Source organism: Streptomyces sp. NPDC085931 (genome assembly GCF_044540565.1).
In the GTDB taxonomy this organism is placed as follows: Bacteria; Actinomycetota; Actinomycetes; order Streptomycetales; family Streptomycetaceae; genus Streptomyces.
Genome location: NZ_JBITSK010000007.1, coordinates 92,816 through 114,440, shown reverse-complemented (window position 1 = coordinate 114,440; position 21,625 = coordinate 92,816). Strand labels below are relative to the sequence as shown.

Below are 21,625 nucleotides of genomic sequence, written 5' to 3'. Positions count from 1 at the left end.
GTGTCGCGCGGTCAGCGTTCGGCCCGGCGCCTGTCGCGCACGCGCCGCAGCCGGTTGACCGTGACCGGGTCGTGGGCCAGGGCCCGGGGGTCGTCGAGCAGGGCGTTGAGGAGCTGGTAGTAGCGCACCGGGGCGAGCCCCAGCTCCTCGCGTATGGCCCGCTCCTTCACGCCCGGCCCGGGAAAGCCGCGGCGTTCGAGCGCGAGGATGTCCCGCTCCCTGCGCCCGAGCCGCCCGTCGTCCGTGTCGTCGTCCATGTCCGGCACCGTAACGCGCGCCACCGACAGGGGGGCTACTCCGCGCTCTCGGCCCGGACCGCCGCCGCCTGGAGGTGGCCGAGGACGCCCGTGGGGCTGCCGCCGGGGGCGACGGCCTTGCCGATCTCCGTCTTCACCTGGGCGCTGACGTCGGCCCAGGAGGTCTTGCCGACCGGGTACAGCTCCGAGGACAGCAACTGCTCCAGGAACGGCCGGAGGTGCTTGTCCCGGTCGGCTGCGGTCATGGTCGCGGACGCGGAGGCGGTGACCGGCAGCAGGTCGTACCGGCGGGAGAAGTCCAGCACGTTCTTCTCGCTGTAGACGAAGTCGAGGAAGTCGCCGATCTGGTCGCGGTGGCCGTTCGCGCGGAAGGCCATCATCCAGTCGGCCACGCCGAGCGTGGACTTGCTCGGGCCGTCCTTGCCGGGCGTGGGCACCATGCCGTACTTCACGCCCTTGTCCTCGGCCGTCTTCATCAGCGAGGGGTGGCCGTTGAGCATGCCGACCTGGCCCTGGGCGAAGGCGGCGAACGCGTCGGCCCGGTTGAGCCGGCCCGGGGCGACCGGCCCGGTCAGGTCCTTGCCGACCAGCTCGTCCTTCAGCCAGGAGAAGGTCTCGATGTTCTCGGGGGAGTCGATGCCGTAGCTGTCGACGCTGTCGGTGTAGCCGCCTCCGCCGCTGAGCATCCACTGCATGGTCTCGGCCTGCGCCTCCTCGGGGCCGAGGGGCAGCGCGTAGGGGTACTTCACGCCCTCGGCCTTGAGCGCCTCGGCGGCGTCGGCCAGGTCGTCCCAGCTCTCGGGCGGGGTGACGCCGGCCTTGGCGAAGAGGGTCTTGTTGTAGAAGAGCACGCGGGTGGAGGAGGCGAACGGCATGCCGTACTGCACGCCCTTGACCTGGCCCGCGGAGGCCAGCTGCCCGACGAAGTCGGCCTGGACGGGTATGGAGAGCAGCTCGTCGGCCTTGTAGAGCCGGTTCTGCGCCGCGTAGTCCGCGTAGGCGCCGATCTGCGCCATGTCCGGCGGGTCACCGGCCAGGACCATCTCCCGGACCTTGCGGTCGACGTCGTTCCAGGAGTAGACGCTGACGTCGACCGTGACGTCCGGGTGGTCGGCCTCGTACTCCTCGACCAGCTTGTCCCAGTACTTCTTCGAGCTGGTGGCCGCGCTGTCGCCGTAGTCCGCGGCGACCAGCTTCAGGGTGACGTCCCCCGAGCCGCCCGTGACGCCGCAGCCCCCGAGGACCGCCGTCATGCCCAGTGCGGACGCCACCGCGATCGTTCCTGCCATTCGCCGACGCTGCACCGCTGTTCTTCCCCAACCCTGGCGTCCCGCACCGCACTCGGCGCGGGGTGCCACACCCGAAACTTTTCGATATTCGGAATAAGGTCTACACCACGTGAGTGGACTAGACCTCTTGCGGGTCCCCGGGTCACACTGTTCCCCGTGAGACATGTCATCGCCCTCGACGTGGGCGGCACCGGGATGAAGGCCGCCCTGACCGGGCCGCGGGGCGAGGTCCTGCACCGCGCCCGCCGGGCCACCGGCCGCGCCCAGGGCGCGGACGCCGTCGTCGCGGGCATCCTCGACTTCGCCGCCGAGCTGCGCGCCCACGGCATCGAGCAGCTGGGCACGCCCGCGTCCGCCGCCGGCGTGGCCGTCCCCGGCATCGTCGACGAGGCCGGGGGCATCGCCGTCTACGCGGCCAACCTCGGCTGGCGCGACGTCCCGCTGCGCGCCCTGCTGGCGGAGCGGCTGGGCGTGCCGGTCGCCCTCGGGCACGACGTGCGCACCGGCGGCCTCGCCGAGGGCCGCGTGGGAGCGGGCCGGGGCGCCGACCGCTTCCTGTTCGTGGCGCTGGGCACCGGCATCGCGGGCGCCATCGGCGTCGACGGCCGGGTGGAGGCGGGGGCGCACGGCTTCGCGGGCGAGATCGGCCACATCGTCGTACGCCCCGGCGGGACCCCCTGCCCCTGCGGCCAGCGCGGCTGCCTGGAGCGCTTCGCCTCGGCGGCGGCCGTGAGCGAGGCCTGGGCGGCGGCGGCCGGCACCCCGGACGCGGACGCGGCGGACTGCGCGAAGGCGGTGGACGCCGGCGACGCCCGGGCCCGCGCCGTCTGGCAGCAGGCCGTGGACGCCCTGGCCGACGGCCTGGTCACGGCCCTGACCCTGCTGGACCCCCGGGTCCTGATCATCGGCGGCGGCCTGGCGGAGGCGGGAGAGACCCTGTTCACACCCCTGCGGGAAGCGATCCGCAGCCGCATCACCTTCCAGAGACAGCCGACCCTCGTCCCGGCGGCGCTGGGGGACGGTGCCGGCTGCCTGGGGGCGGGCCTGCTGGCCTGGGATCTTCTGGCATCGACCGACCGTATGGAGGTAACGCCCTGATGGCAGCCCACCCAGGGGCGCGGGGAACTGCGCGACCGGCCACGACGCACCCGCACCCCGCCACGGCCGACCGCCCCACGGTCCTGACCGGCGCGACCGTCGTCCTCCCCACCGGAGCCGTCGACAAGGGCAGGCTGGTCGTCGACGGCACCCGCATCGGTGCCACCGCCCCCGAGAACGCCCACGTCATCGACGCCACCGGCCACTACGTGGTCCCCGGCTTCGTGGACCTGCACAACCACGGCGGCGGCGGAGCCTCCTTCACCTCCGGCTCGGTCGACGACATCCTCAAGGGCATCCACACCCACCGGCTGCACGGCACGACCACCCTGGTCGCCTCCACCGTCACCGGCGACCTCGACTCCCTCGCCCGGCGCGCGGGCCTGCTCGCCGAACTGGCCGAGCAGGGCGAGATCGCCGGCGTCCACTTCGAGGGACCGTTCATCTCCCCCTGCCGCAAGGGCGCCCACTCCGAGGAACTGCTGCGCGACCCGGACCCCGCGGAGGTCCGCAAGCTGATCGACGCGGCCCGGGGCCGGGCGAAGATGGTCACGCTGGCCACCGAACTGCCCGGCGGCCTGGACTCCGTACGCCTGCTGGCGGACCAGGGCGTGATCGCGGCCGTGGGCCACACGGACGCCACCTACGAGCAGACGGTCCGGGCCATCGACGCGGGCGCGACGGTCGCCACGCACCTGTTCAACGCGATGCCGCCGCTCGGCCACCGCTCCCCCGGCCCGATCACCGCGCTCCTGGAGGACGAGCGGATCACGGTCGAGCTGATCAACGACGGCACGCACCTGCACCCGGCGGCCCTGCGGCTGGCCTTCCACCACGCGGGCGCCCACCGGGTCGCGTTCATCACGGACGCGATGGACGCGGCCGGCTTCGGCGACGGGCGCTACTGGCTGGGCCCCCTGGAGGTGGAGGTCGCCGAGGGCGTGGCCCGCCTGGTCGCCGACGGCACGATCGCCGGCTCGACCCTCACCCTGGACCGGGCCTTCCAGCGGGCCGTCACCGTCGACGGCCTGTCCGTCGAGGACGCGGTGGCGGCGCTGTCGGCCACCCCGGCCCGGCTGCTCGGCATGGCCGACACGATCGGCTCATTGGAACCCGGGAAATCCGCCGACCTGGTGATCCTGGACTCCGCGTACGAGCTCAAGGGCGTGATGCGCCGGGGTGAATGGGTGGTCGGTCCCCAACTGGCCTGATCCATCCCGCAGTCGACAGACGGTGGCCGACTCCTGGACTGGGCCGGCCGCCGTCTGTTTGGCATGATCGGGCTTCCGGACAGTTCACGTCAGCCAGCGCATCGGGGGAGGTCGGCCCAGGTGATCCTCACGGTCACACTGAACACCGCTCTCGACATCACCTACCGCGTACGGTCCCTGCGGCCGCACGCCTCCCACCGCGTCTCCGAGGTGACGGAACGCCCCGGCGGCAAGGGCGTCAACGTCGCCCGGGTGCTGGCGGCGCTCGGCCACGAGGTGACGGTGACCGGATTCACGGGCGGCGCGACGGGCCGCATCGTGCAGGAGCGGCTCGCGGCGGTCCCCGGCCTCGCGGACGCCCTGGTCCCGGTCTCCGGCGCGACCCGCCGCACGATAGCCGTGGTCGACGAGCGCACCGGCGACACGACCCAGCTGAACGAACCGGGCCCGACGATCACCCCCGCCGAGTGGTCGGCCTTCCAGGAGGCCTACGCGGACCTGCTGCACGGCGTCTCGGCCGTGGCCCTGTGCGGCAGCCTGCCGCCCGGCGTGCCGGTGGGCGCGTACGCGGGCCTGGTCCGCACGGCGCGCGCCGCGGGCATACCGGTCCTCCTGGACACCAGCGGCGAGCCGCTGCGCCGGGGGGTCGCGGCCCGCCCCGACATCATCAAGCCGAACGCGGACGAGCTGGCGGAGCTGACCGGCTCCCACGAGCCCTTGCGGGCCACCCAGGACGCCCGCCGCCGGGGCGCCGGCGCGGTGGTCGCGTCCCTCGGCCCGGACGGCCTGCTGGCGGCCACCCGCGAAGGCCGCTGGCGGGCCACGCCACCGGCCCCCGTCCGGGGCAACCCGACGGGCGCCGGCGACTCCGCGGTCGCGGGCCTGCTGTCGGGCCTGGCCGACCACCTCTCCTGGCCGGACCGCCTGGCCCGGGCCACGGCCCTGGCGACGGCGACGGTGACCGCACCGGCGGCCGGGGAGTTCGACCGGGAGATGTACGAGGAGCTGCTGACCGGGGTGGCGGTGTCGGGTGAGGCCAGCGCGGCCTGAAACCCGGCCGGCTCAGTCCTTGACCTGGCCCGCCTTCAGCCACAGCTGGTCCAGCAGGACGTTGCACTTGTCGCCGGCCTCGCACGAGACCGTGATCGTGTTCGTGCCCTTGCTCAGGGTCGGCCAGACGTAGGTCTTGGTCCAGCCCTTGGCGAAGTCGCCGCCCTTGGCCCCGGTGAAGTTGCCCAGGTTCAGCTTGCTGCCGAACGGCTTGCCGTTGACGGTCAGCGTCATCTTCTGGTCCTCGTCGACGGTGCTGTACCGGACGAAGACGGTGTACGGGCCGTCCTTGGGGATGCCGTCGACGGTCCAGGTGACCGAGGAGCCGGGCTGGTTCAGGTTGCCCACGTAGATGCCGCCGTCGGACTGGGCGCCCTGCACGTCCTGGGCGAGCGCGGCGCCGCCGCCGAGCCGCAGAGCCTTCGCGTCGATCTGCGGGAGCTCCTCCTGGGCCGCTCCGCCCTTGCTGGCCGAGGGGCTCGGCTCCGACTCCTGGGACTGCGTCGGCGTCGTGCCCGGGGCGGCGCCCTCGTCGCCCTTGTCCTTGTCGCCGCCGACCATCGCCACACCGATGCCTATGACGACCGCGGCGACCACCGCGATCGCGCCGATCAGCAGGCCCTTGGTGTTGGGCCCGCGACCGCCCCGGCCGCCGCCGTGGCCGCCGGACGGCATCGCCGTCTGGGTGGTGGGGGCACCGCCGGGCAGCGTCTCCGGCGCCGCGTAGTGCGCGTTCGGCTGGCCGTACGCGCCCTGCTGCTGCGGTACCTGCCCGTAGGGCGCCTGCTGCGGCTGCTGGCCGTACTGGCGGGTGCCCACCGTCCGCACCCGGTTGACCGAGTTCGGGTAGCCGTAGCCACCGGACGGCGGCTGGGCTCCGTTGGCCTGCCCGTCGGCGTAGAGGTAGCCGAACGGGTCGTCGTCCTCGGGCGTGCTCGCGCCGTTGTTGCCGGGCGTCATCCCTTGGTCTCCTCAGTCAGGTGCGGTGCATGCGGTACGGGTCGTGAGTACGCGAGCCTACCCGCTCCCAGTGACCCAAACAGGTGACTCAGACCGCATCAACTCGCTGACCTGGGGTTCACCCCGCGCGTCTGTGTTGTTTGGGACGAGATCGTTTCTCGACGTACATCCGCTCGTCAGCGGACTTCAACACTTCGTCCGCCGTCATTCCACAGTGTGCCCATCCGATGCCGAAGCTGGCGCCCACCCGCACGGCCCGCCCCTCGGCGCGGATGGGCTGGATGATCTCGTTGCGGAGGCGGACCGCGAGGTCCTGCGCGTCGGCCCGGCCGAGCCCGTCGGCCAGGATGACGAATTCGTCACCCCCGAGCCGGGCGACCGTGTCCCCGTCCCGCACGCCGTTGCTCAGCCGCCGGGCGACCTCGATGAGCACCGCGTCACCCGCGTTGTGCCCGAACCGGTCGTTGATCGACTTGAAGCCGTCGAGGTCGCAGAAGAGCACGGCGAGGCCCTTGGTGCCGTCGTCGTGGTCCCCGTCCGGGGCGACGGTGTGCACATGGTGGTCGTAGGCGTCGTAGGGCTCCACGCCCTGCCGGAAGTCGAAGCCCGGCCCGACCACGTCGAAGGCGGGATGGCCGTAGGCCGCGTCGTGGGACTCGGCGACGGCGGGGTGCGGGGTGGCGCGCTGGCACAGGCGGGCGGAGAGCCGGGAGCGCAGCTCCGCGGAGTTCGGCAGGCCGGTCAGCGAGTCGTGCGAGGCGCGGTGGGCGAGCTGCAGCTCGCGGCGCTTGCGCTCCTCGATGTCCTCGACGTGGGTGAGCAGGAAGCGCGGCCCGTCGGCGGCGTCCGCGACGACGCTGTTGCGCAGGCTGACCCAGACGTACGTGCCGTCCCTGCGGCCCAGGCGCAGCTCGGCGCGGCCGCCCTCGGCGGAGGTCCGCAGCAGCGTGCCTATGTCCTCGGGGTGGACGAGGTCGGAGAAGGAGTAGCGGCGCATCGCGGAGGCGGGGCGGCCCAGCAGCCGGCACAGGGCGTCGTTGGTGCGCAGGATCCGGCCGTGCTGGTCGCCGCCCATCTCGGCGATGGCCATGCCGGACGGGGCGTACTCGAAGGCCTGCCGGAAGCTCTCCTCGCTCGCCCGCAGCGCCTGCTGCTCGCGCTCCAGGCGGACCAGGGCGCGCTGCATGTTGGCGCGCAGCCGGGCGTTGCTGATCGCGATGGCGGCCTGGAAGGCGTACATCTGGAGCGCCTCGCGGCCCCAGGCGCCGGGCCGGCGGCCGTTGCGCGGCCGGTCCACGGAGAGCACGCCGATCAGCTCGCCGCACGTACCGCTGCCCTTCGGGGCGGGCGCGTACATGGGGGCGAAGAGGCGGTCGGCCGGGTGCCACTCGTCCTCGAAGCGGGGGGCGGGGCCGTCGGTGTACCACTGCGGGACGTCGTCGTCGTCGAGGACCCAGCCCTCGGTGTGCGGTATGAACACCAGGTCGCCCCAGTGCTCGCCCATGCCCAGGCGGCGCTCCCAGGAGTCGCGTGAGCCGACGCGGCCGGTGATGAGGGCCTCGGCGGCGGGATTCCCGGCGAAGGCGGCGACGACGAGGTCGCCGTCGGGACGTACCAGGTTCACGCACGCCAGCTCGTACCCGAGGGCGGCGACGACGCCCTCCGCGACCGTCTGCAGTGTGTCCGCCAGGCTGCGGGCCGTGTTCATGTCGGCCATGACCTGGTGCAGTTGTCGCAGGGAGGCAAGACGGACGTAGGGCTCCGACTCGGTCTCCATGCTCGCCCTCCCCCCGAGTACCTCGCAGCGAATCAAGAATCAAGGGTCTTCATCGGCGTACGGTCCTGGCAGCTTCCCCGCCACTGAATCACAGCGCGCTCCCCACTCGGTACACAGGGTCAACAATTCCTGCCCCTTGTGACTCAAGTCACAGGCAAACCTGAACAATTGAGTGGAGTTTCTGCGTTCTGCACGTGCGGCACCGAACGCAGGCTTTGTCGCGTTGAGCACCTTTCCCCGGCTCGTCCCGGGTGTCCGTCGCTGGTCCTAGGACCGTGCTCGGGCGGGAGCCCGATGCGCGGCGCGCGAGAGGGAGATTAGCGTTTCCCCCGTGCCGAACACTCCCGCCGCCCCGTCCCCGATCATTCCGTCGCCCGCCTCCGGGCATGCTGAGGGGGTGAGCAACGACGAGTTCCGCGCCGCCATGTCCCGGCTGGCCTCGGGCGTGGTCCTGGTGACCGCGCAGGAGCCGCCGCTGGACCCGGACGACCCCACGGCGCCCGGCGGCGAGGACGTGGGCATGACGGCCACGGCCTTCATGTCGGTGTCCCTGGACCCGCCCCTGGTGCTGGTCAGCCTGCGCAACGGCTCCCGCATGGACGAGCTGCTGGAGGAGCAGGAACTGTGGGCGGTCTCGGTGCTGTCCGAGAGCCAGCGGCACATCGCCGGCCGCTTCGCCATGAAGGGCCGGGTCAGCGACCGGCTGCTGTTCGCCGACATCCCCTACACGCGCGGCGCGCACACGGACGCGCCCCTGGTCGGCGGCGCCCTCGCCGTCCTGGAGTGCCGCACCGAACAGCGCGTGCTCTCCGGCGACCACACGCTGGTGATCGGCCGGGTCCTCACCGCCCGGGTGCCGAGCGCGGAGGGCGGCCCGCTCACGTACTTCCGGGGCCGGTACCGCCACTTGGCCTGAAGAAACCGTTCGCCGGGCGGGGGGCCGCGACCTAGGGTGCGCGCATGACGACGAGCGGCCCGCGCCTCGAAGAGATCACCCCGGCGAACCTGGACGCCGCCCTCGGCATCCGCGTCCACCCCGCCCAGGAGCACGCGGTCGCCCCGGTCGTGAAGTCGCTGGCGGAGGCGTACGCGCACCCGGGCGTCGCCTGGCCGCGGCTGATCGTCGACGGGGACCGGCCGGTCGGGTTCCTGATGGCGTTCCTCGACATCGACTGGCACGGGGACGGCAGCGTCCGCCGCTCGGGCCTGTGGCGGCTGAACATCGCGGCCGGGGAGCAGGGCATGGGGTACGGCCGTTTCGCCGTCGAGTCGGTCGCGCGGGAGCTGCGCCGCCGCGGCCGCACCGAGCTCCACGCCACCTGGCACCCGGGTCCGGACGGACCCGAGGGCTTCTACCTGAGCCTCGGCTTCCGCCCGACCGGCGAGATCAGCGGCGGCCAGACGGTCGGCGTGCTCGACCTGGGCTAGCTCCAGCCCTGCGGGGAGCGGCCGCGCTTGGTCTCCGAGCGCTGCTTCTTCTCCCGCAGCCGGCGTTCGTTGATGCCGCGCGGGATGCGGGTCGGCTTGCGGGGCCTGGGCGGGGGCGCGGTGGCCTCGGCCAGCAGCGCCGCGAGGCGTACGGCGGCGGCCTCGCGGTTGCGCCACTGGGAGCGGTGCTCGGAGGAGCGCACGGTGACGACCCCGTCCACCAGCCGCCCCGCCAGCCGCTCCAGCGCCCGCTGCTTCCACACCGCGGGCAGCGCCTCGGTCCGGGCCAGGTCGAAACTCAGCTCCACCTTGGAGTCACTGGTGTTGACGTGCTGCCCGCCCGGTCCCGAGGAACGCGAGAAACGCCACATGAGCTCGGCCTCGGGCAGGCAGACGGAGCCGCGGATGACATGGGGACCGGACATGCCGTCCATGTTCCCGTTCCTGTCCGGTCCACGTCACCCGAATATTCCGGGTAAAGAAAGTAAAGGACCTGGAACCTCGCGTACCCCTCTCCACGTTCAAGGGGGTAGCTGTAGCTTCGGTGCCGCAGCTTCTCTGCCGCACAAACGAGGGAAGGGACTCCCAAACAATGGCTGTAAGCCTGTCCAAGGGTGGCAACGTCTCGCTCACCAAGGAGGCTCCGGGCCTGACCGCCGTCACCGTGGGCCTCGGCTGGGACGTCCGCACCACCACCGGCACGGACTTCGACCTCGACGCCTCCGCGATCGCGGTCAACACGCAGGGCAAGGTCTACTCGGACGCCCACTTCGTCTTCTTCAACAACAAGCAGACGCCGGACAACTCCATCGTCCACACCGGTGACAACCGCACGGGTGAAGGCGCCGGCGACGACGAGGCGATCAACGTCAACCTGGCCGCCCTCCCGGCCGACATCGACAAGATCGTCTTCCCGGTGTCGATCTACGACGCCGAGAACCGCAGCCAGAACTTCGGCCAGGTGCGCAACGCGTACATCCGCATCGTCAACCAGGCCGGCGGCGCCGAGATCGCGCGCTACGACCTGTCGGAGGACGCGGCGACGGAGACGGCCATGGTCTTCGGCGAGCTCTACCGCAACGGCGCCGAGTGGAAGTTCCGCGCCGTCGGCCAGGGCTACGCCTCGGGCCTGGTCGGCATCGCCCAGGACTTCGGCGTGAACGTCTGACTCACGCCTGAGCCAGGCAGCCGAGGCAAGTCCCCGGACCGGACGACCGGCCCGGGGACTTCCCCTCTCCGGGCACGGGCGGCTTCCGTTCAGAGCCCCGGGCGGCTTCTCCCTCAGGGGCGCGGGGAATTGCGCGACGAGCCCTCACCGGCCGGCACCGCACGCGCCCCCGAGCCACCGCGAGGCCCGCACCGCACCGCGCACCCGGGGCCCTCGCGATGCCCGGGCCGTCGCTCCAGGCGTGGCGCGCTCAGGCCCGCTCCGGCCTGCCCTCCCCGTAGAGCCAGTCGTCCCAGACGGCCCGGAAGTCCTTCCCGGGTGCCCACTTCTCCACGTACGCCGTGAAGTCGGCCGTGTCGGCGTTCCCGTGCCGGTACTCCGCCGCCCAGCCCTTCAGAATCCCCCGGAACCTCTCGTCACCGACGGTCTGACGGATCTTCTGCAGCACCATCGCGCCCCGCCAGTACACCGGCGGGTCGGAGATCCGCGCGGCGCTCGGCGGGTTCGCCGGCGGGAACGCCCAGACGGCCTCGCCGGCCTCCGCCGTGGCGAAGTAGTCGCCGGAGTACAGCGCGTCGAAGGTCTCCTGCGCGCTGCGCCCGCCGTGCTCCTCCTCCCACAGCCACTCCGCGTAGGTGGCGAAGCCCTCGTTGAGCCACATGTCCCGCCAGCTCTCGGGGGAGACGGAGTCGCCGTACCACTGGTGCGCCAGTTCGTGGACGAGGAGCGTGCTGTCGGGGGCGCCCGGGAAGACCGGCCGGGTCTGGGTCTCCAGCGCGTAGCCGAGGTCGGGCGCGTGGTCGACGATCGCGCCGGCGGTGGAGAAGGGGTACGGCCCGAACCACCCCTCGGCCCAGCGCAGCACCTCGGGGATCCGCCCGAGCACCGGCCGGCTCGCCGCCGCCTCGGCCGGGTCCACGGCCGTGTACACGGGCAGTCCGCCCCCGGCCCGGGACCGGCCGATGTCGAAGCGGCCGATCGCGAGCGTGGCGAGGTAGCCGGCCATCGGCTCGGAGGTGCGCCACTCGAACGTCGTCCGGCCCCGCGCGGTCCTCTCGCCCCGCAACTCGCCGTTGGACACGGCCCGCAGCCCCCGCGGCACGGTCACCGTCAGGTCGTACGCCGCCTTGTCGGAGGGATGGTGGTTGCCGGGGAACCACGTCATCGACCCCGTCGGCTCGCCCAGCGCCAGCACCCCGTCCGCGGTGCGCAGCCAGCCCTCGCGGGAGCCGTCCGGGTCGGTGACCGTCTCCGGGGCGCCGGAGTAGCGGACGGTCACCCGGAACGTCTCGTCCCGGTCGACGTCCTGACGCGGCCGGACCGTGAGTTCCTGCCCCGCGCGGTTGAACCGGGCCGTCTCGCCGCCGACGGTGACCCGCTCGACCTCCATGCCGAGCAGGTCGAGGTTGAACGCCGAGAGGTCCTGGGTGGCCCGAGCGGTGAGGGTGGCCGTGCCGGTCAGATGGTGCGCGTCCGGGTCGTAGGCGAGGCGCAGGCCGTAGTGGGAGACGTCGTAGCCGCCGTTGCCGGCCTTCGGGAAGAACGGGTCGCGTACGCCGGAGCCGCCCGGGGTGCCGTGCACTCCCCCGCCGCACCCGGTGAGGGCGAGGCAGGCGGCGAGCAGGGCGGGGACAAGTCGTACAGATCGGGCCACGCTCATGATCCTACGGTCGCGTGACACCATCACCTGCGTGCTCGACATCGGCTACGCCCTCTCCAACCGCTTCCCCGACCCGCCGCAGACCGACTACCGCCGCGCGGACGTGCGCGCCCTGCGGCACGACCTGTTCTGCGGTGACGTCTACCTGGCGGACACCAGGACCGACCACGAGGTGTCCACCGCCTGGGGATGGGTGCCGGTGCTCGACTTCGCGTGGGCGCTGTGCGACATCGTGGAGCGGATCGACCGGGACCCGGCGGGCTCCCGGGCGTCCCGGCCGCAGCGGGCGGAGCTGGACTTCACGGAGTCGACCGACCGGATGCTCTTCGAGCGCCGCTTCGGATGGGTGGACATCGAGGCCGACTGGATGCGCGCGGAGGAGCCCCCGCTCACCGTCTCCCACGCCGAACTGCGCCGCGAGGCCCGGGACTTCCTGCACGACCTGATCGCCGACCTCACCGACCTGCACGACGACCTCGCGGAGAACTCGGCGATCTGGACCCTCCAGGCCCGCTTCCCCCGTCTGCCCTGATCCGCCGCGCGGCTCAGCCCTCCACCCGGATCCCCCACTGCGCCGCCAGCACCGGCGCCAGCTCCAGCAGCTGGGCCGGGCTGATCACCGCCCCGGCGAGCCGGTCCAGGCCCCGGCCGATCTCCAGGGTCGCGGCCCCGCGCAGATCGACGTCGACCAGGGTCGCCGCGTGCAGGTCGGCCCCCTTCAGCACACAGTCGGCGAACGCCACCCGCTCCAGACGGGCCCCGCCGAAGTCCGGCTCGACCAGCACGCAGCCCTCGAAGACGACGTCTCTGAGCCGGGCCGTGCGCAGATTCAGATAGTCGATCTTGCCGCCTCGGATCAGCACCCGCTCCAGCACCGCCCCGTGCAGCTGCGGCCCGCCGAGCCGGGCGTCGGTCAGCTCCACGTCCCGCAGGGTCGCCTCGGCGAGGTCCGTACCGACGCCCCGCACGCCGCTGAGGACCGAGTCCAGGACGCGGGCGTGCCGCAGCCGCGTCTCCTCCAGGACGCAACCCGTCAGGGCGCAGTCCATGAACCGGGCGCCCGAGCCGTCCTGCCCCGTCAGGTCGCGCTCGCGGAACTCCAGCCCGTCGTAGTCCCCGTCCGGCTCCAGTCCACCCCCCTCGTACGGCTCCAGCCGGGGCAGCCGCACCTCCGGTCGCCGCGCCGCCTTCACACCCGAACCGCCCGCCGCTCTCCTCGCCATGCCCCCATGCTGCACCCCGCCACTGACAACGTCCCCGACCTGCACGGACACCGCCCGTGTCACATTCCGGGGCGCTCGTCCCGTCGTACTGCCGGAAGGTCATCACGACCCGAGGGAGACGCCCAGTCATGCACCGCATCACCGTCATCGGCGGCGGCTTCGCCGGACTGACCGCGGCCATCACCGCCGCCGAGGCCGGCGCCAAGGTCACCCTGCACGAGGCCCACCACACCCTGGGCGGCCGGGCTCGCACCGCCCAAGGCCCCTACCGCACCAACGAGGGGCCGCACGCCCTCTACAACGGCGGCCCGCACTGGGCCTGGCTCAGGCAGCGCGACCTCATCGGCCCGCTCGCCCCGCTGCCGCCGCTGGAGGCCGCCCGGCTCCGGCTGCGCCACCACGGCGCGCTGCGCCGCACCCCGCCCTTCCCGATGCTGAAGCTGCTGCGCCGGACCGCCCGGCAGGCGCCCGTGGACGCCGACTTCCTCACCTGGGCGACCGGCATCGCGGGCGAGGAGGGCGCCCGCGCCGCCGCCCACTACTCGGCGGTCGCCCTCTTCCACCACGACCCCGGCGGGCTGTCGGCCGCGTTCGTGCAGGAGCGGCTGCGCCGCGCCACCAAGCTGCCGCCCGAGGCGCACTACCCGCGCGGCGGCTGGGCCTCCCTGATCGACCGGATGGCCGCCCGCGCCTGGAACCTGGGCGTCCGGATGGAGACCCTGTCGCGCGTCGACACGCTCCCCACCGACACGCCCGTGGTCGTCGCGACCTCCCTGGACGCCGCCCGGCGCCTGCTCGGCGACGACTCCCTGACCTGGCCGAGCGGCCGTACCGTCCTGGTCGACCTGGCCGTGCGCACCCGCCGCGGGGACGCCTTCGCGGTCTCCGACCTGGACGCGCCCGGCTGGCTGGAGCGGTTCACCGCCCAGGACCGCACGCTCGCCCCGGCCGGCGAGCAGCTGATCCAGGGTCAGATCCCCATCGCGCCGCACGAGTCGAAGGCCGACGGCACCGCCCGCGCCGAGGAGCTGCTCGACCTGGGCTTCCCGGGCTGGCGCGAGCGCGTCACCTGGCGGCGCGAGGCCGTCGCCAGCGGCCGGACGGGCGCGGTCGACCCGCCCGGCACCAGCTGGCGCGACCGGCCCGCCGTGGACCGGGGCGACGGTGTCTACCTCGCGGGCGACCAGGTCGCGGCGCCCGGGGTGCTGTCGGAGGTCTCCTTCAACAGCGCCCTGACGGCGGTCTCCCTGGCCCTCGGACGACGCGAGCTTGACCTGAAGCAAGCTTGAGGTTGAAGGCTGGGGCGACGACCACCAAACGCAGCGCCCGACCCACGAGGAGCCCGCCATGCGCGCCATCCGCCTGCACGCCTTCGGCCCGGCCGAGAACCTCCGCTACGAGGAGACCGACGACCCCCGCCCGGGGCCCGGCCAGGTGCGTGTCGCCGTACGGGCGGCGGGCGTCCACCTCCTCGACGCGGCCCTGCGCGAGGGCATGCCGGGCGGCCCGGCGAACGAGCCGACACCCCTGCCCACCATCCCCGGCCGCGAGGTCGCCGGCCTCGTCGAGTCGCTGGGCACGGACGTCGACCCGGACTGGCTCGGCAAGCGGGTCGTGGCCCACCTGGGCTTCGTGCCCGGCGGCTACGCCGAACTGGCCGTCACCGACGCCGGCCGCCTGCACGAGATCCCCGGGAACCTGGACTTCGCCGAGGCCGTCGCCATGATCGGCACGGGCCGCACGGTGATGGGCATCCTGCAGTTCGCCGACCTCGGCCCCGGCGCGGTCGCCGTCGTCCCGGCGGCCGCCGGAGGCATCGGCACCCTCCTCGTGCAGTACGCGAAGAACGCCGGCGCCACCGTCGTCGGGCTGGCGGGCGGGCCGGAGAAGACCGCCCGGGTGCGGGCCGGCGGGGCCGACCTCGCCGTCGACTACACGGACCCCGACTGGCCCGGGAAGGTCCGCGCCCACCTCGGCGGCCGGAGCGCCACGGTCGTCTTCGACGGCGTGGGCGGCGACGTGGCCCGCGAGGCCGTCGGCCTCCTCGGCCCCGGCGGCCGGCACCTCGTCTTCGGCTGGTCCGGCGAGGGCATCAAGGAAGGCGGGCCCTACCTGGTCGACGGGGTGTCGGAGCAGGTCCTCGGCCCCGTGATGCTGCGCGAGGCGGGCGGCCCCGACCCCCTGCGCACCCTGGAGTTGCGCGCCCTCGCCGAGGCCGCGGCCGGCCGGCTCACCCCGGCCGTGCAGCGGTTCCCGCTCGCCGAGGCCGCGGCGGCGCACCGCGCCCTGGAGAACCGGGGGACGATCGGCAAGGTGGTCCTGGAACCCTGACCCGCGCCCGGCGACCGCAGCGGCCCCGCCCTATTCACATGACGCTCCCGGCCCGCCCCACTACCGTGCCGCGGGTGATCGAGATTCCCCAGGAACTGGCCGCTTCGCAGCAGGAGTACAACGGGGAGGCGGGCCGCGCCTTCATCGCCGCGCTGCCCGAGCTGACGGCCCGCTTCCTCGACCACTGGGCACTGACCCCGGACGGACCGCCCATGCACGGCGTGTCCGCCCTGGTCCTCCCGGTCCGCGGCCGGGACGGCACGCCCGCGGTCCTCAAGCTGCAGATCCTCGACGAGGAGAGCGCGGGCGAACCGGTCGCCCTGCGCTTCTGGGACGGCGACGGGGCCGTCCGCCTCCTCGACCACGACGAGCCCACCGGCACCATGCTGCTGGAACGCCTCGACGAGACCCGGATGCTCTCCCGTGCCGCGGAACCCCGCGAGGCCGTCGTCACCATCGCCGGGCTCCTCGCCCACCTCACCTCCTCCCCCGCCCCGCCCGGCCTGCGCCACCTCGGCGACATCGCCCGCGCCATGCTCGACAGGACCCCGTGGGCGCTGTCCCGCATCGCCGACCCCGAGGCCCGCGGCCTGATCGCGGACTGCGCGGCCGCCGTCCGCGAGGTCGCCGGCGAACCGGGCGACCGCCTCCTGCACTGGGACCTGCACGACGAGAACGTCCTGGCCGGCGACCGCGCCCCCTGGCTCGCCATCGACCCCAAGCCCCTGGCGGGCGACCCCGGCTTCGACCTGTGGCCGGCCCTCGCCAACCGCTACGACCCCGACGACCTGCACTGGCGCTTCGACGCCATGACCGACGTCCTCGCCCTGGACCGCGCCCGCGCCCGCGCCTGGACCCTCGGCCGCCTGCTCCAGAACGCCCTGTGGGACATCGAGGACGCCCGCCCCCTGTCCCCCACCGACCTGGACCTGGCCCGCCGCCTCACCAAAAAGCCCAGGCCCGGGACGACCCGGCCTGGGCATTGACAGAGCCCCCTGTCGGATTCGAACCGACGACCTACGCATTACAAGTGCGTTGCTCTGGCCAGCTGAGCTAAGGAGGCACGCGCGCCACGACGCCGCGCGCGAGGCGGCACCACTGTACACAGAGGCCCATACCCGCAGCCACGGAGTTCGGGCCACCCCGGGCCCGTCCCGAAAATTTCCGCGAAGTTCACATGCCCGGAACTGCTGACAGACGTGTGAACGCCGGGTACCGTCCTGAGCCAGTTCACACGCGTGGACCACACCACAACGGAACACCGTCGTGGCACCGCCTTCCTACTCGGATCGTCCGGCACGTTCCTGCCGGTAGAAGGGGTTCATTCACCATGGCCACTGTGCAGTTCGACAAGGCGACCCGGATCTACCCGGGCTCCACCAAGCCCGCCGTCGACGCTCTCGACATCGACATCGAGGACGGCGAGTTCCTCGTCCTCGTCGGCCCCTCCGGCTGCGGCAAGTCCACCTCGCTCCGCATGCTCGCGGGGCTCGAGGACGTCAACGCCGGCGCCATCCGCATCGGTGACCGCGACGTCACGCACCTGCCGCCGAAGGACCGGGACATCGCCATGGTGTTCCAGAACTACGCGCTGTACCCGCACATGACGGTCGCCGACAACATGGGCTTCGCGCTCAAGATCGCCGGCGTCAACAAGGCGGAGATCCGGCAGAAGGTCGAGGAGGCCGCGAAGATCCTCGACCTCACCGAGTACCTGGACCGCAAGCCGAAGGCCCTCTCCGGCGGTCAGCGCCAGCGTGTCGCGATGGGCCGCGCCATCGTGCGTGAGCCGCAGGTGTTCCTCATGGACGAGCCGCTGTCCAACCTGGACGCCAAGCTCCGTGTGTCGACGCGTACGCAGATCGCGTCCCTCCAGCGCCGCCTCGGCATCACCACCGTCTACGTCACCCACGACCAGGTCGAGGCCATGACGATGGGCGACCGCGTGGCGGTCCTCAAGGACGGTCTGCTCCAGCAGATCGACACCCCGCGCAACATGTACGACCGGCCCGCCAACCTCTTCGTCGCCGGCTTCATCGGCTCCCCGGCCATGAACCTGGTCGAGGTGCCGGTCACCGACGGCGGCGTGAAGTTCGGCAACTCGGTCGTGCCGGTGCAGCGTGACGCGCTCACCGCCACCAGCGACAAGACCGTCACGGTCGGCGTCCGCCCCGAGCACTTCGACGTGGCCGGCCCCGAGTCCGACCAGGGCCTCGCCGTCACCGTCAACGTCGTCGAGGAACTCGGCGCCGACGCCTACGTCTACGGCACCGCCAAGCTCGGCGACGACTCCAAGGACCTCGTCGTCCGCGTCAACGGCCGTGACGTCCCGGAGAAGGGCAGCCAGCTGCGCGTCGTCCCGCGCTCCGGCGAGACCCACGTGTTCTCCACGTCGAGCGGCGAGCGCCTGTCCGACTGATCAACCGGCGGACGCACCACCTAGGGTGAATCACCCGCGTTGACGAAGAAGGGCCCCGCGACCTGCCGCGGGGCCCTTCTCGTTGTCGACAAATACCCCGGCAGACCGGACTTTTCGAGCGGTGTGCGTCAACCCAGTACCCAGAAAGGGGCACTTCCTCATCCCCCGAACCGGTGACTAAATGTCTACAAACCATTACCGGGCGCTACCCTCACACGCGTGAAGCACTCCAACAACCCTCAGACGCGACGCGGCCGGGGCCCCGCCCGCCGGATCGGCCGCACCCTCGCTTTCGTCCTGCCCGTCGTCCTGGTGCTCTCCGGGACCCTCGCGGTCACCCGAGTCAACTGGTCGGGCTACTCCACCGACCCGGTGCTCACCGCAGCGGACACCGCCACCTCCGCCGGCGCCTCGCGCGCCGCCAAGCGCGCCCCCCAGGACGTCCTGCGCGACAGACTGCTGACCGAACTGCAGGAGGAGAACCCGGGCGTCGCCCTCACCCACCTCCAGCAGGCCGTCAACGGCCGCCCGTCGCTGGCCAAGCACTGCAGGACCATCGCCCGCGCCCTCGGCGAGGCGGCCGTCCGGGTCTACGGCCCGACCCGCGCACAGTCCTACGCCCGCCCGGTCTGCGACACGTCCTTCGCCACAGGCGTCGCCGCGGCACACAGCTGAGCGCGCCACCCCGGCGCAGACCGCCGGGTCGACCCGACGGCGGACCGGCCATGCCCGGGACGCCGGTGACAGCCGACGAGGGAACCGGCTTCCCCGTCGTCCCGGGCGGGACGCCACGTACAGTTCGGTCTCATGAGCGATCCGAACGCCGCGTCCCGCCCCGTTCAAGCCGTCGTTCTGGCCGGCGGCCAGGGCTCCCGGCTGCGTCCGTACACCGACGACCGGCCCAAGCCGATGGTCGAGATCCCCGGGACGGGGACTCCGATCATCGGCCATCAGCTGTCCTGGCTCGCCGAGGAGGGCGTGACGGACGTCGTGGTCTCCTGCGGCCACCTCGCCGATGTGCTCCAGAAGTGGCTGGAGACGGCCGATCTGCCCCTCTCCGTCACCACCGTCGTGGAGCCCGAGCCCCTCGGCCGCGGCGGCGGTCTCAAGTACGCCGCGGCGCGTCTCCCTCACCCCGACCGGCCCTGGTACGCCACCAACGGGGACATCTGGACGCGCTTCTCGCTGCGCGACATGGCCGGCTTCCACGCCGAGCGCGACGCCATCGCCACGGTGGCGCTGGCCCGGCCCCGGCTGCCGTGGGGCGCGGTCAAGACCGACGGCTTCGGCCACATCACCGACTTCATCGAAGCCCCGCCCTCGACGTTCGAGATCAACGCGGGCGTCTACGTCTTCTCCCCCGAGTTCGCCGGGCTGCTGCCGGAGCGCGGGGACCACGAGCGGACGACGTTCCCGCATCTGGCCCGTGAGCGGCGCCTGGCCGGGTTCACGATCCCGCAGGGGTCCTACTGGCGGGCCATCGACACGGCGAAGGACCTGACCGAGGCGGCCAAGGAACTGGCGGCCCTGAGCCGCTGAGGACCCCTCCGACGGCCTCCGGCCTCCGGGCACGCCCCGCCGTGGAGACCCTCTGCCGCGAGCCGGCTCAGCCTGCGACCGACCTCGCTCAGAACATCGGCCGGGAGCCGGACGACCGACACCCGAACACCGACCAGACCCCCTCGCCGGTGCCCTGGGGCCGGTGCCCGGTGGCCGGTGCCCGGTGGCCGGTGCCCGGTGGCCGGTGGCCGGTGGCCCTCGAGGGCCTGGGGCCGGTGGCCTGGGGGCGGTGGCCTGGGCCTGGGGGCGGTGCCCGGTGGCCTGGGGGTGGCGTTCCGGTCGGGAGGCCAGGGTCCCGCGCATCCCAGCCGCCCAGCCAGCCCCCGGGCATGGAAAGGCCCCCCGCGGGCATGGAAAGGCCCCGCGCCCTCCCAACCGCCCAGCCGGCCCCCGGGCATCGAAAAGGGCCCCGCACCTCTTGGTGCGGGGCCCTCGGTGTTCGGGGTGGCCGGCTAGCTAGCCCAGCAGGCCGCCCACCAGACCCGGGCGGCCCGTGGAGGAGGAGCCGTCGCCGCCCGTGCCACCGCCGCCGGTGGAGCCGGAGCCGCCCGTGGCGCTGCCGCCGGACGTGGGGCCCGAGGTCGTGGTCGGCGCCTGCTCGACCGGGGAGGACTGCTGGGGCGGGGCCTGGCCTCCGGTGCCCTGCGTCTGGCTCGGGGAGCCGCCGGTGACCGTGCCGGTGTCGCGCGTGGCGTCCGGCCGGGTCGTGGTGCCCGCGCTGGGGCTGGCCGAACCGGCCGTGGCGCCCTGCGTGGGCGAGGTGGAGGCCGACGGCGTCCGCTTCTCCGGCCGCTTGCCGGGCTCGCCGGGGAGCGGGGAGCCGGGCAGCTCGTTGCGCGGGGCCTCGCCGGGGCCCGGGACGACGACCCGGTCGGCGTCGCGGACGGCACCGCCGAGCAGCGAGCCGACGAGCAGGGTGAGGCCGATGGTGACGGCGGTGACCAGGGCGCCCCGGCGCAGCACGTACCGGCGCAGGTCCCAGATGTCGGCGCGGGGGCCGAGCCGCCGCCAGGCGCTGCCGGCCAGGCGGCCGTCGACGGAGTAGACGGGCGCACCGGCGATGATCAGCGGCGACCAGGCGGCGAGGTAGATGATGTCGGGCGTCTCGTAGGCCGGGACGCTCTTCCAGCTGACGGTGACCAGCAGCGCGGCGGAGAGCAGCGCGCCGAACGCCGCGGCGACGCGCTGCCAGCAGCCCAGGACCGTCAGGACGCCGACGATGACCTGCGCGAAGGCGATGACCAGGCCGGAGCCCACCGGGTGTTCGAGGGCGAACTGGCGCAGCGGCTCGGCGACTTCCCAGGGGTGCAGCGTGTTCAGCCACTTCACCATGGAGCCGCGCTTGCCGCCGTCGAAGTAGACGGGGTCGCACAGCTTGCCCATGCCGGCGTAGATGGAGATGAAGCCGAGGAAGACGCGCAGCGGGAGGAGGACGACGCCGAGGTTCATGCGGCGGCCCGGGTAGTAGGCGTGCCGCGCGGGGTCGTCGCCGTGGCGCCTGACGCGCCGTCCGGACTCCTCCTGCTCGTCGGGGAGGTCCTCGAACTCGCTGTCCGCGTAGGCGGGTTCGTCGTAGGCGCTGCCGACCGTGCGCATGGGGGGCAGCAGCCGGGTGCCGTCGGCCGGGCCGTGGGAGCGCTGGGGGCCGACGACGGGGGTCTCGACCGTCTGGACGAGGTCGTCCTCGTAGCCGCCCTCGTAGCCGGTGGTGTAGCCCGCGCCCTCGTGGCCCGCGTCGACGCGGGAGATGACCTGGGTGGCTCCGGTGTCGGACGGGGGCTCCTCGGCGTGCCGCACGCTCTCGTGCCGCACGGCCTGCAGAAGCCGGTGGGCGCCGGTGTCGTCGGGCGCGGATCTGCCGCTCCAGACGACCGGCCGGCGCCGGGTGGTGGCCCCGTCCGCCGCGCCCCCGGCGGTGACGACGGGGATGCGGGCGGTGTCCTCGGTGGCGTTCAGATGCCGTGCGACCCGGGGGGACTGGACGCGACGCGTCGATACGCCCAACTGCACGCGGAAACTCGCGTGGTTGACGATCACCTGCGCCGGGTCGCTCGGCACCTTCACCATGCTCAGCGCGGGAGCGTCGTCGAGTCCCGACGAGCGGTCCCCCGTGGGTGTGCGGGGTGTTCTGGTGTCCACACTCATCTAACCGAGTGACGTCGGGTTAGGACACTGCTTTGACCCGCCCTATCTG

General features: G+C 73.1%; 21 protein-coding genes and 1 tRNA gene. 13 read left to right on the top strand and 9 right to left on the bottom strand.

The window, feature by feature from the left end:
* Nucleotides 1-11: 11 nt before the first annotated feature.
* Together ACIGAN_RS16335 and ACIGAN_RS16330 are read right to left on the bottom strand one after the other, a co-directional pair.
* A complete protein-coding gene (locus ACIGAN_RS16335; protein WP_365089872.1) occupies nt 12-257 on the bottom strand; it encodes a DUF3263 domain-containing protein in 246 nt (81 codons plus the stop codon).
* Nucleotides 258-292: 35 nt separating this feature from the next.
* Nucleotides 293-1,546 carry an ABC transporter substrate-binding protein gene (locus tag ACIGAN_RS16330; RefSeq protein ID WP_365738138.1) on the bottom strand — a complete coding sequence of 418 codons (1,254 nt, stop codon included), beginning with the start codon at nt 1,544-1,546 and terminating at the stop codon, nt 293-295.
* 156 nt (nt 1,547-1,702) lie between these two features.
* Between ACIGAN_RS16330 and ACIGAN_RS16325 the strand changes: the two genes are divergently transcribed.
* The 3 genes from ACIGAN_RS16325 (at nt 1,703) to ACIGAN_RS16315 (ending at nt 4,905) form a co-directional block, all read left to right on the top strand.
* Nucleotides 1,703-2,644 (top strand): ROK family protein, encoded by a 942-nt coding sequence (locus ACIGAN_RS16325; protein WP_365089877.1) that lies wholly within the window; start codon nt 1,703-1,705, stop codon nt 2,642-2,644.
* On the top strand, nt 2,644-3,855 hold the full coding sequence (nagA, locus tag ACIGAN_RS16320) for an N-acetylglucosamine-6-phosphate deacetylase (RefSeq protein ID WP_399858077.1): 1,212 nt from the start codon (nt 2,644-2,646) through the stop codon (nt 3,853-3,855). Before ACIGAN_RS16325 ends, nagA begins: the two co-directional genes overlap by 1 nt.
* Before the next feature lie 120 nt (nt 3,856-3,975).
* Nucleotides 3,976-4,905 carry a 1-phosphofructokinase family hexose kinase gene (locus tag ACIGAN_RS16315; RefSeq protein WP_399858074.1) on the top strand — a complete coding sequence of 310 codons (930 nt, stop codon included), beginning with the start codon at nt 3,976-3,978 and terminating at the stop codon, nt 4,903-4,905.
* Nucleotides 4,906-4,917: 12 nt separating this feature from the next.
* On the opposite strand, the gene ACIGAN_RS16310 is transcribed toward ACIGAN_RS16315, so the two are convergent.
* Both ACIGAN_RS16310 and cdgB read right to left on the bottom strand, forming a co-directional pair.
* On the bottom strand, nt 4,918-5,865 hold the full coding sequence (locus ACIGAN_RS16310; RefSeq protein ID WP_365738130.1) for a carbohydrate-binding protein: 948 nt from the start codon (nt 5,863-5,865) through the stop codon (nt 4,918-4,920).
* 118 nt (nt 5,866-5,983) lie between these two features.
* On the bottom strand, nt 5,984-7,642 hold the full coding sequence (cdgB, locus tag ACIGAN_RS16305) for a diguanylate cyclase CdgB (protein WP_365089888.1): 1,659 nt from the start codon (nt 7,640-7,642) through the stop codon (nt 5,984-5,986).
* A gap of 331 nt (nt 7,643-7,973) precedes the next feature.
* Between cdgB and ACIGAN_RS16300 the strand changes: the two genes are divergently transcribed.
* Both ACIGAN_RS16300 and ACIGAN_RS16295 read left to right on the top strand, forming a co-directional pair.
* Complete coding sequence (locus ACIGAN_RS16300) at nt 7,974-8,558, top strand: flavin reductase family protein (RefSeq protein ID WP_365738128.1); 585 nt, start codon at nt 7,974-7,976, stop codon at nt 8,556-8,558.
* Between the two features lie 44 nt (nt 8,559-8,602).
* The gene (locus ACIGAN_RS16295) at nt 8,603-9,070 is read left to right on the top strand and encodes a GNAT family N-acetyltransferase (RefSeq protein WP_399858071.1); all 468 of its coding nucleotides are present in this window, start codon (nt 8,603-8,605) and stop codon (nt 9,068-9,070) included.
* On the opposite strand, the gene arfB is transcribed toward ACIGAN_RS16295, so the two are convergent.
* Nucleotides 9,067-9,504 carry an alternative ribosome rescue aminoacyl-tRNA hydrolase ArfB gene (gene arfB, locus ACIGAN_RS16290; protein ID WP_365738124.1) on the bottom strand — a complete coding sequence of 146 codons (438 nt, stop codon included), beginning with the start codon at nt 9,502-9,504 and terminating at the stop codon, nt 9,067-9,069. The two genes, ACIGAN_RS16295 and arfB, sit on opposite strands and share 4 nt — an antisense overlap.
* Nucleotides 9,505-9,662: 158 nt before the next feature.
* On the opposite strand from arfB, the gene ACIGAN_RS16285 reads away from it, so the two are divergent.
* On the top strand, nt 9,663-10,238 hold the full coding sequence (locus ACIGAN_RS16285; RefSeq protein WP_010035999.1) for a TerD family protein: 576 nt from the start codon (nt 9,663-9,665) through the stop codon (nt 10,236-10,238).
* A 250-nt stretch (nt 10,239-10,488) separates the two neighbouring features.
* Here the strand turns inward: ACIGAN_RS16285 and ACIGAN_RS16280 are convergent, their stop codons facing one another.
* Nucleotides 10,489-11,898 (bottom strand): M1 family metallopeptidase, encoded by a 1,410-nt coding sequence (locus tag ACIGAN_RS16280; protein ID WP_399858068.1) that lies wholly within the window; start codon nt 11,896-11,898, stop codon nt 10,489-10,491.
* Between the two features lie 31 nt (nt 11,899-11,929).
* Here ACIGAN_RS16280 and ACIGAN_RS16275 point away from each other — a divergent pair, with 31 nt between their 5' ends.
* Nucleotides 11,930-12,430, top strand: coding sequence for a hypothetical protein (locus tag ACIGAN_RS16275; RefSeq protein WP_399858597.1), 501 nt, complete (start codon nt 11,930-11,932; stop codon nt 12,428-12,430).
* Between the two features lie 13 nt (nt 12,431-12,443).
* On the opposite strand, the gene ACIGAN_RS16270 is transcribed toward ACIGAN_RS16275, so the two are convergent.
* Nucleotides 12,444-13,121, bottom strand: a complete 678-nt coding sequence (locus ACIGAN_RS16270) for a pentapeptide repeat-containing protein (RefSeq protein ID WP_399858065.1) — start codon at nt 13,119-13,121, stop codon at nt 12,444-12,446.
* A gap of 128 nt (nt 13,122-13,249) precedes the next feature.
* Between ACIGAN_RS16270 and ACIGAN_RS16265 the strand changes: the two genes are divergently transcribed.
* The 3 genes from ACIGAN_RS16265 to ACIGAN_RS16255 are packed head-to-tail and all read left to right on the top strand — an operon-like array spanning nt 13,250 to nt 16,438.
* Nucleotides 13,250-14,410 (top strand): FAD-dependent oxidoreductase, encoded by a 1,161-nt coding sequence (locus ACIGAN_RS16265; protein ID WP_399858064.1) that lies wholly within the window; start codon nt 13,250-13,252, stop codon nt 14,408-14,410.
* 58 nt (nt 14,411-14,468) lie between these two features.
* Entirely contained in the window at nt 14,469-15,452 is a 984-nt protein-coding gene (locus tag ACIGAN_RS16260; protein ID WP_399858063.1) for a zinc-binding dehydrogenase, read from the top strand.
* Between the two features lie 38 nt (nt 15,453-15,490).
* Nucleotides 15,491-16,438: an aminoglycoside phosphotransferase family protein gene (locus ACIGAN_RS16255; protein WP_399858060.1), complete on the top strand. Its 948-nt coding sequence runs from the start codon at nt 15,491-15,493 to the stop codon at nt 16,436-16,438.
* A 3-nt stretch (nt 16,439-16,441) separates the two neighbouring features.
* Here ACIGAN_RS16255 and ACIGAN_RS16250 read toward each other — a convergent pair.
* Nucleotides 16,442-16,515, bottom strand: a tRNA-Thr gene (locus ACIGAN_RS16250).
* Between the two features lie 267 nt (nt 16,516-16,782).
* Here ACIGAN_RS16250 and ACIGAN_RS16245 point away from each other — a divergent pair.
* The 3 genes from ACIGAN_RS16245 (at nt 16,783) to ACIGAN_RS16235 (ending at nt 19,410) form a co-directional block, all read left to right on the top strand.
* Nucleotides 16,783-17,871 carry an ABC transporter ATP-binding protein gene (locus ACIGAN_RS16245; RefSeq protein WP_311681313.1) on the top strand — a complete coding sequence of 363 codons (1,089 nt, stop codon included), beginning with the start codon at nt 16,783-16,785 and terminating at the stop codon, nt 17,869-17,871.
* Nucleotides 17,872-18,090: 219 nt separating this feature from the next.
* Nucleotides 18,091-18,546: a hypothetical protein gene (locus tag ACIGAN_RS16240; protein WP_365738113.1), complete on the top strand. Its 456-nt coding sequence runs from the start codon at nt 18,091-18,093 to the stop codon at nt 18,544-18,546.
* 132 nt (nt 18,547-18,678) lie between these two features.
* The gene (locus tag ACIGAN_RS16235; RefSeq protein WP_365738112.1) at nt 18,679-19,410 is read left to right on the top strand and encodes a nucleotidyltransferase family protein; all 732 of its coding nucleotides are present in this window, start codon (nt 18,679-18,681) and stop codon (nt 19,408-19,410) included.
* Nucleotides 19,411-19,887: 477 nt separating this feature from the next.
* On the opposite strand, the gene ACIGAN_RS16230 is transcribed toward ACIGAN_RS16235, so the two are convergent.
* Nucleotides 19,888-21,576, bottom strand: coding sequence for a DoxX family protein (locus ACIGAN_RS16230; protein WP_399858057.1), 1,689 nt, complete (start codon nt 21,574-21,576; stop codon nt 19,888-19,890).
* Nucleotides 21,577-21,625 lie beyond the last annotated feature (49 nt).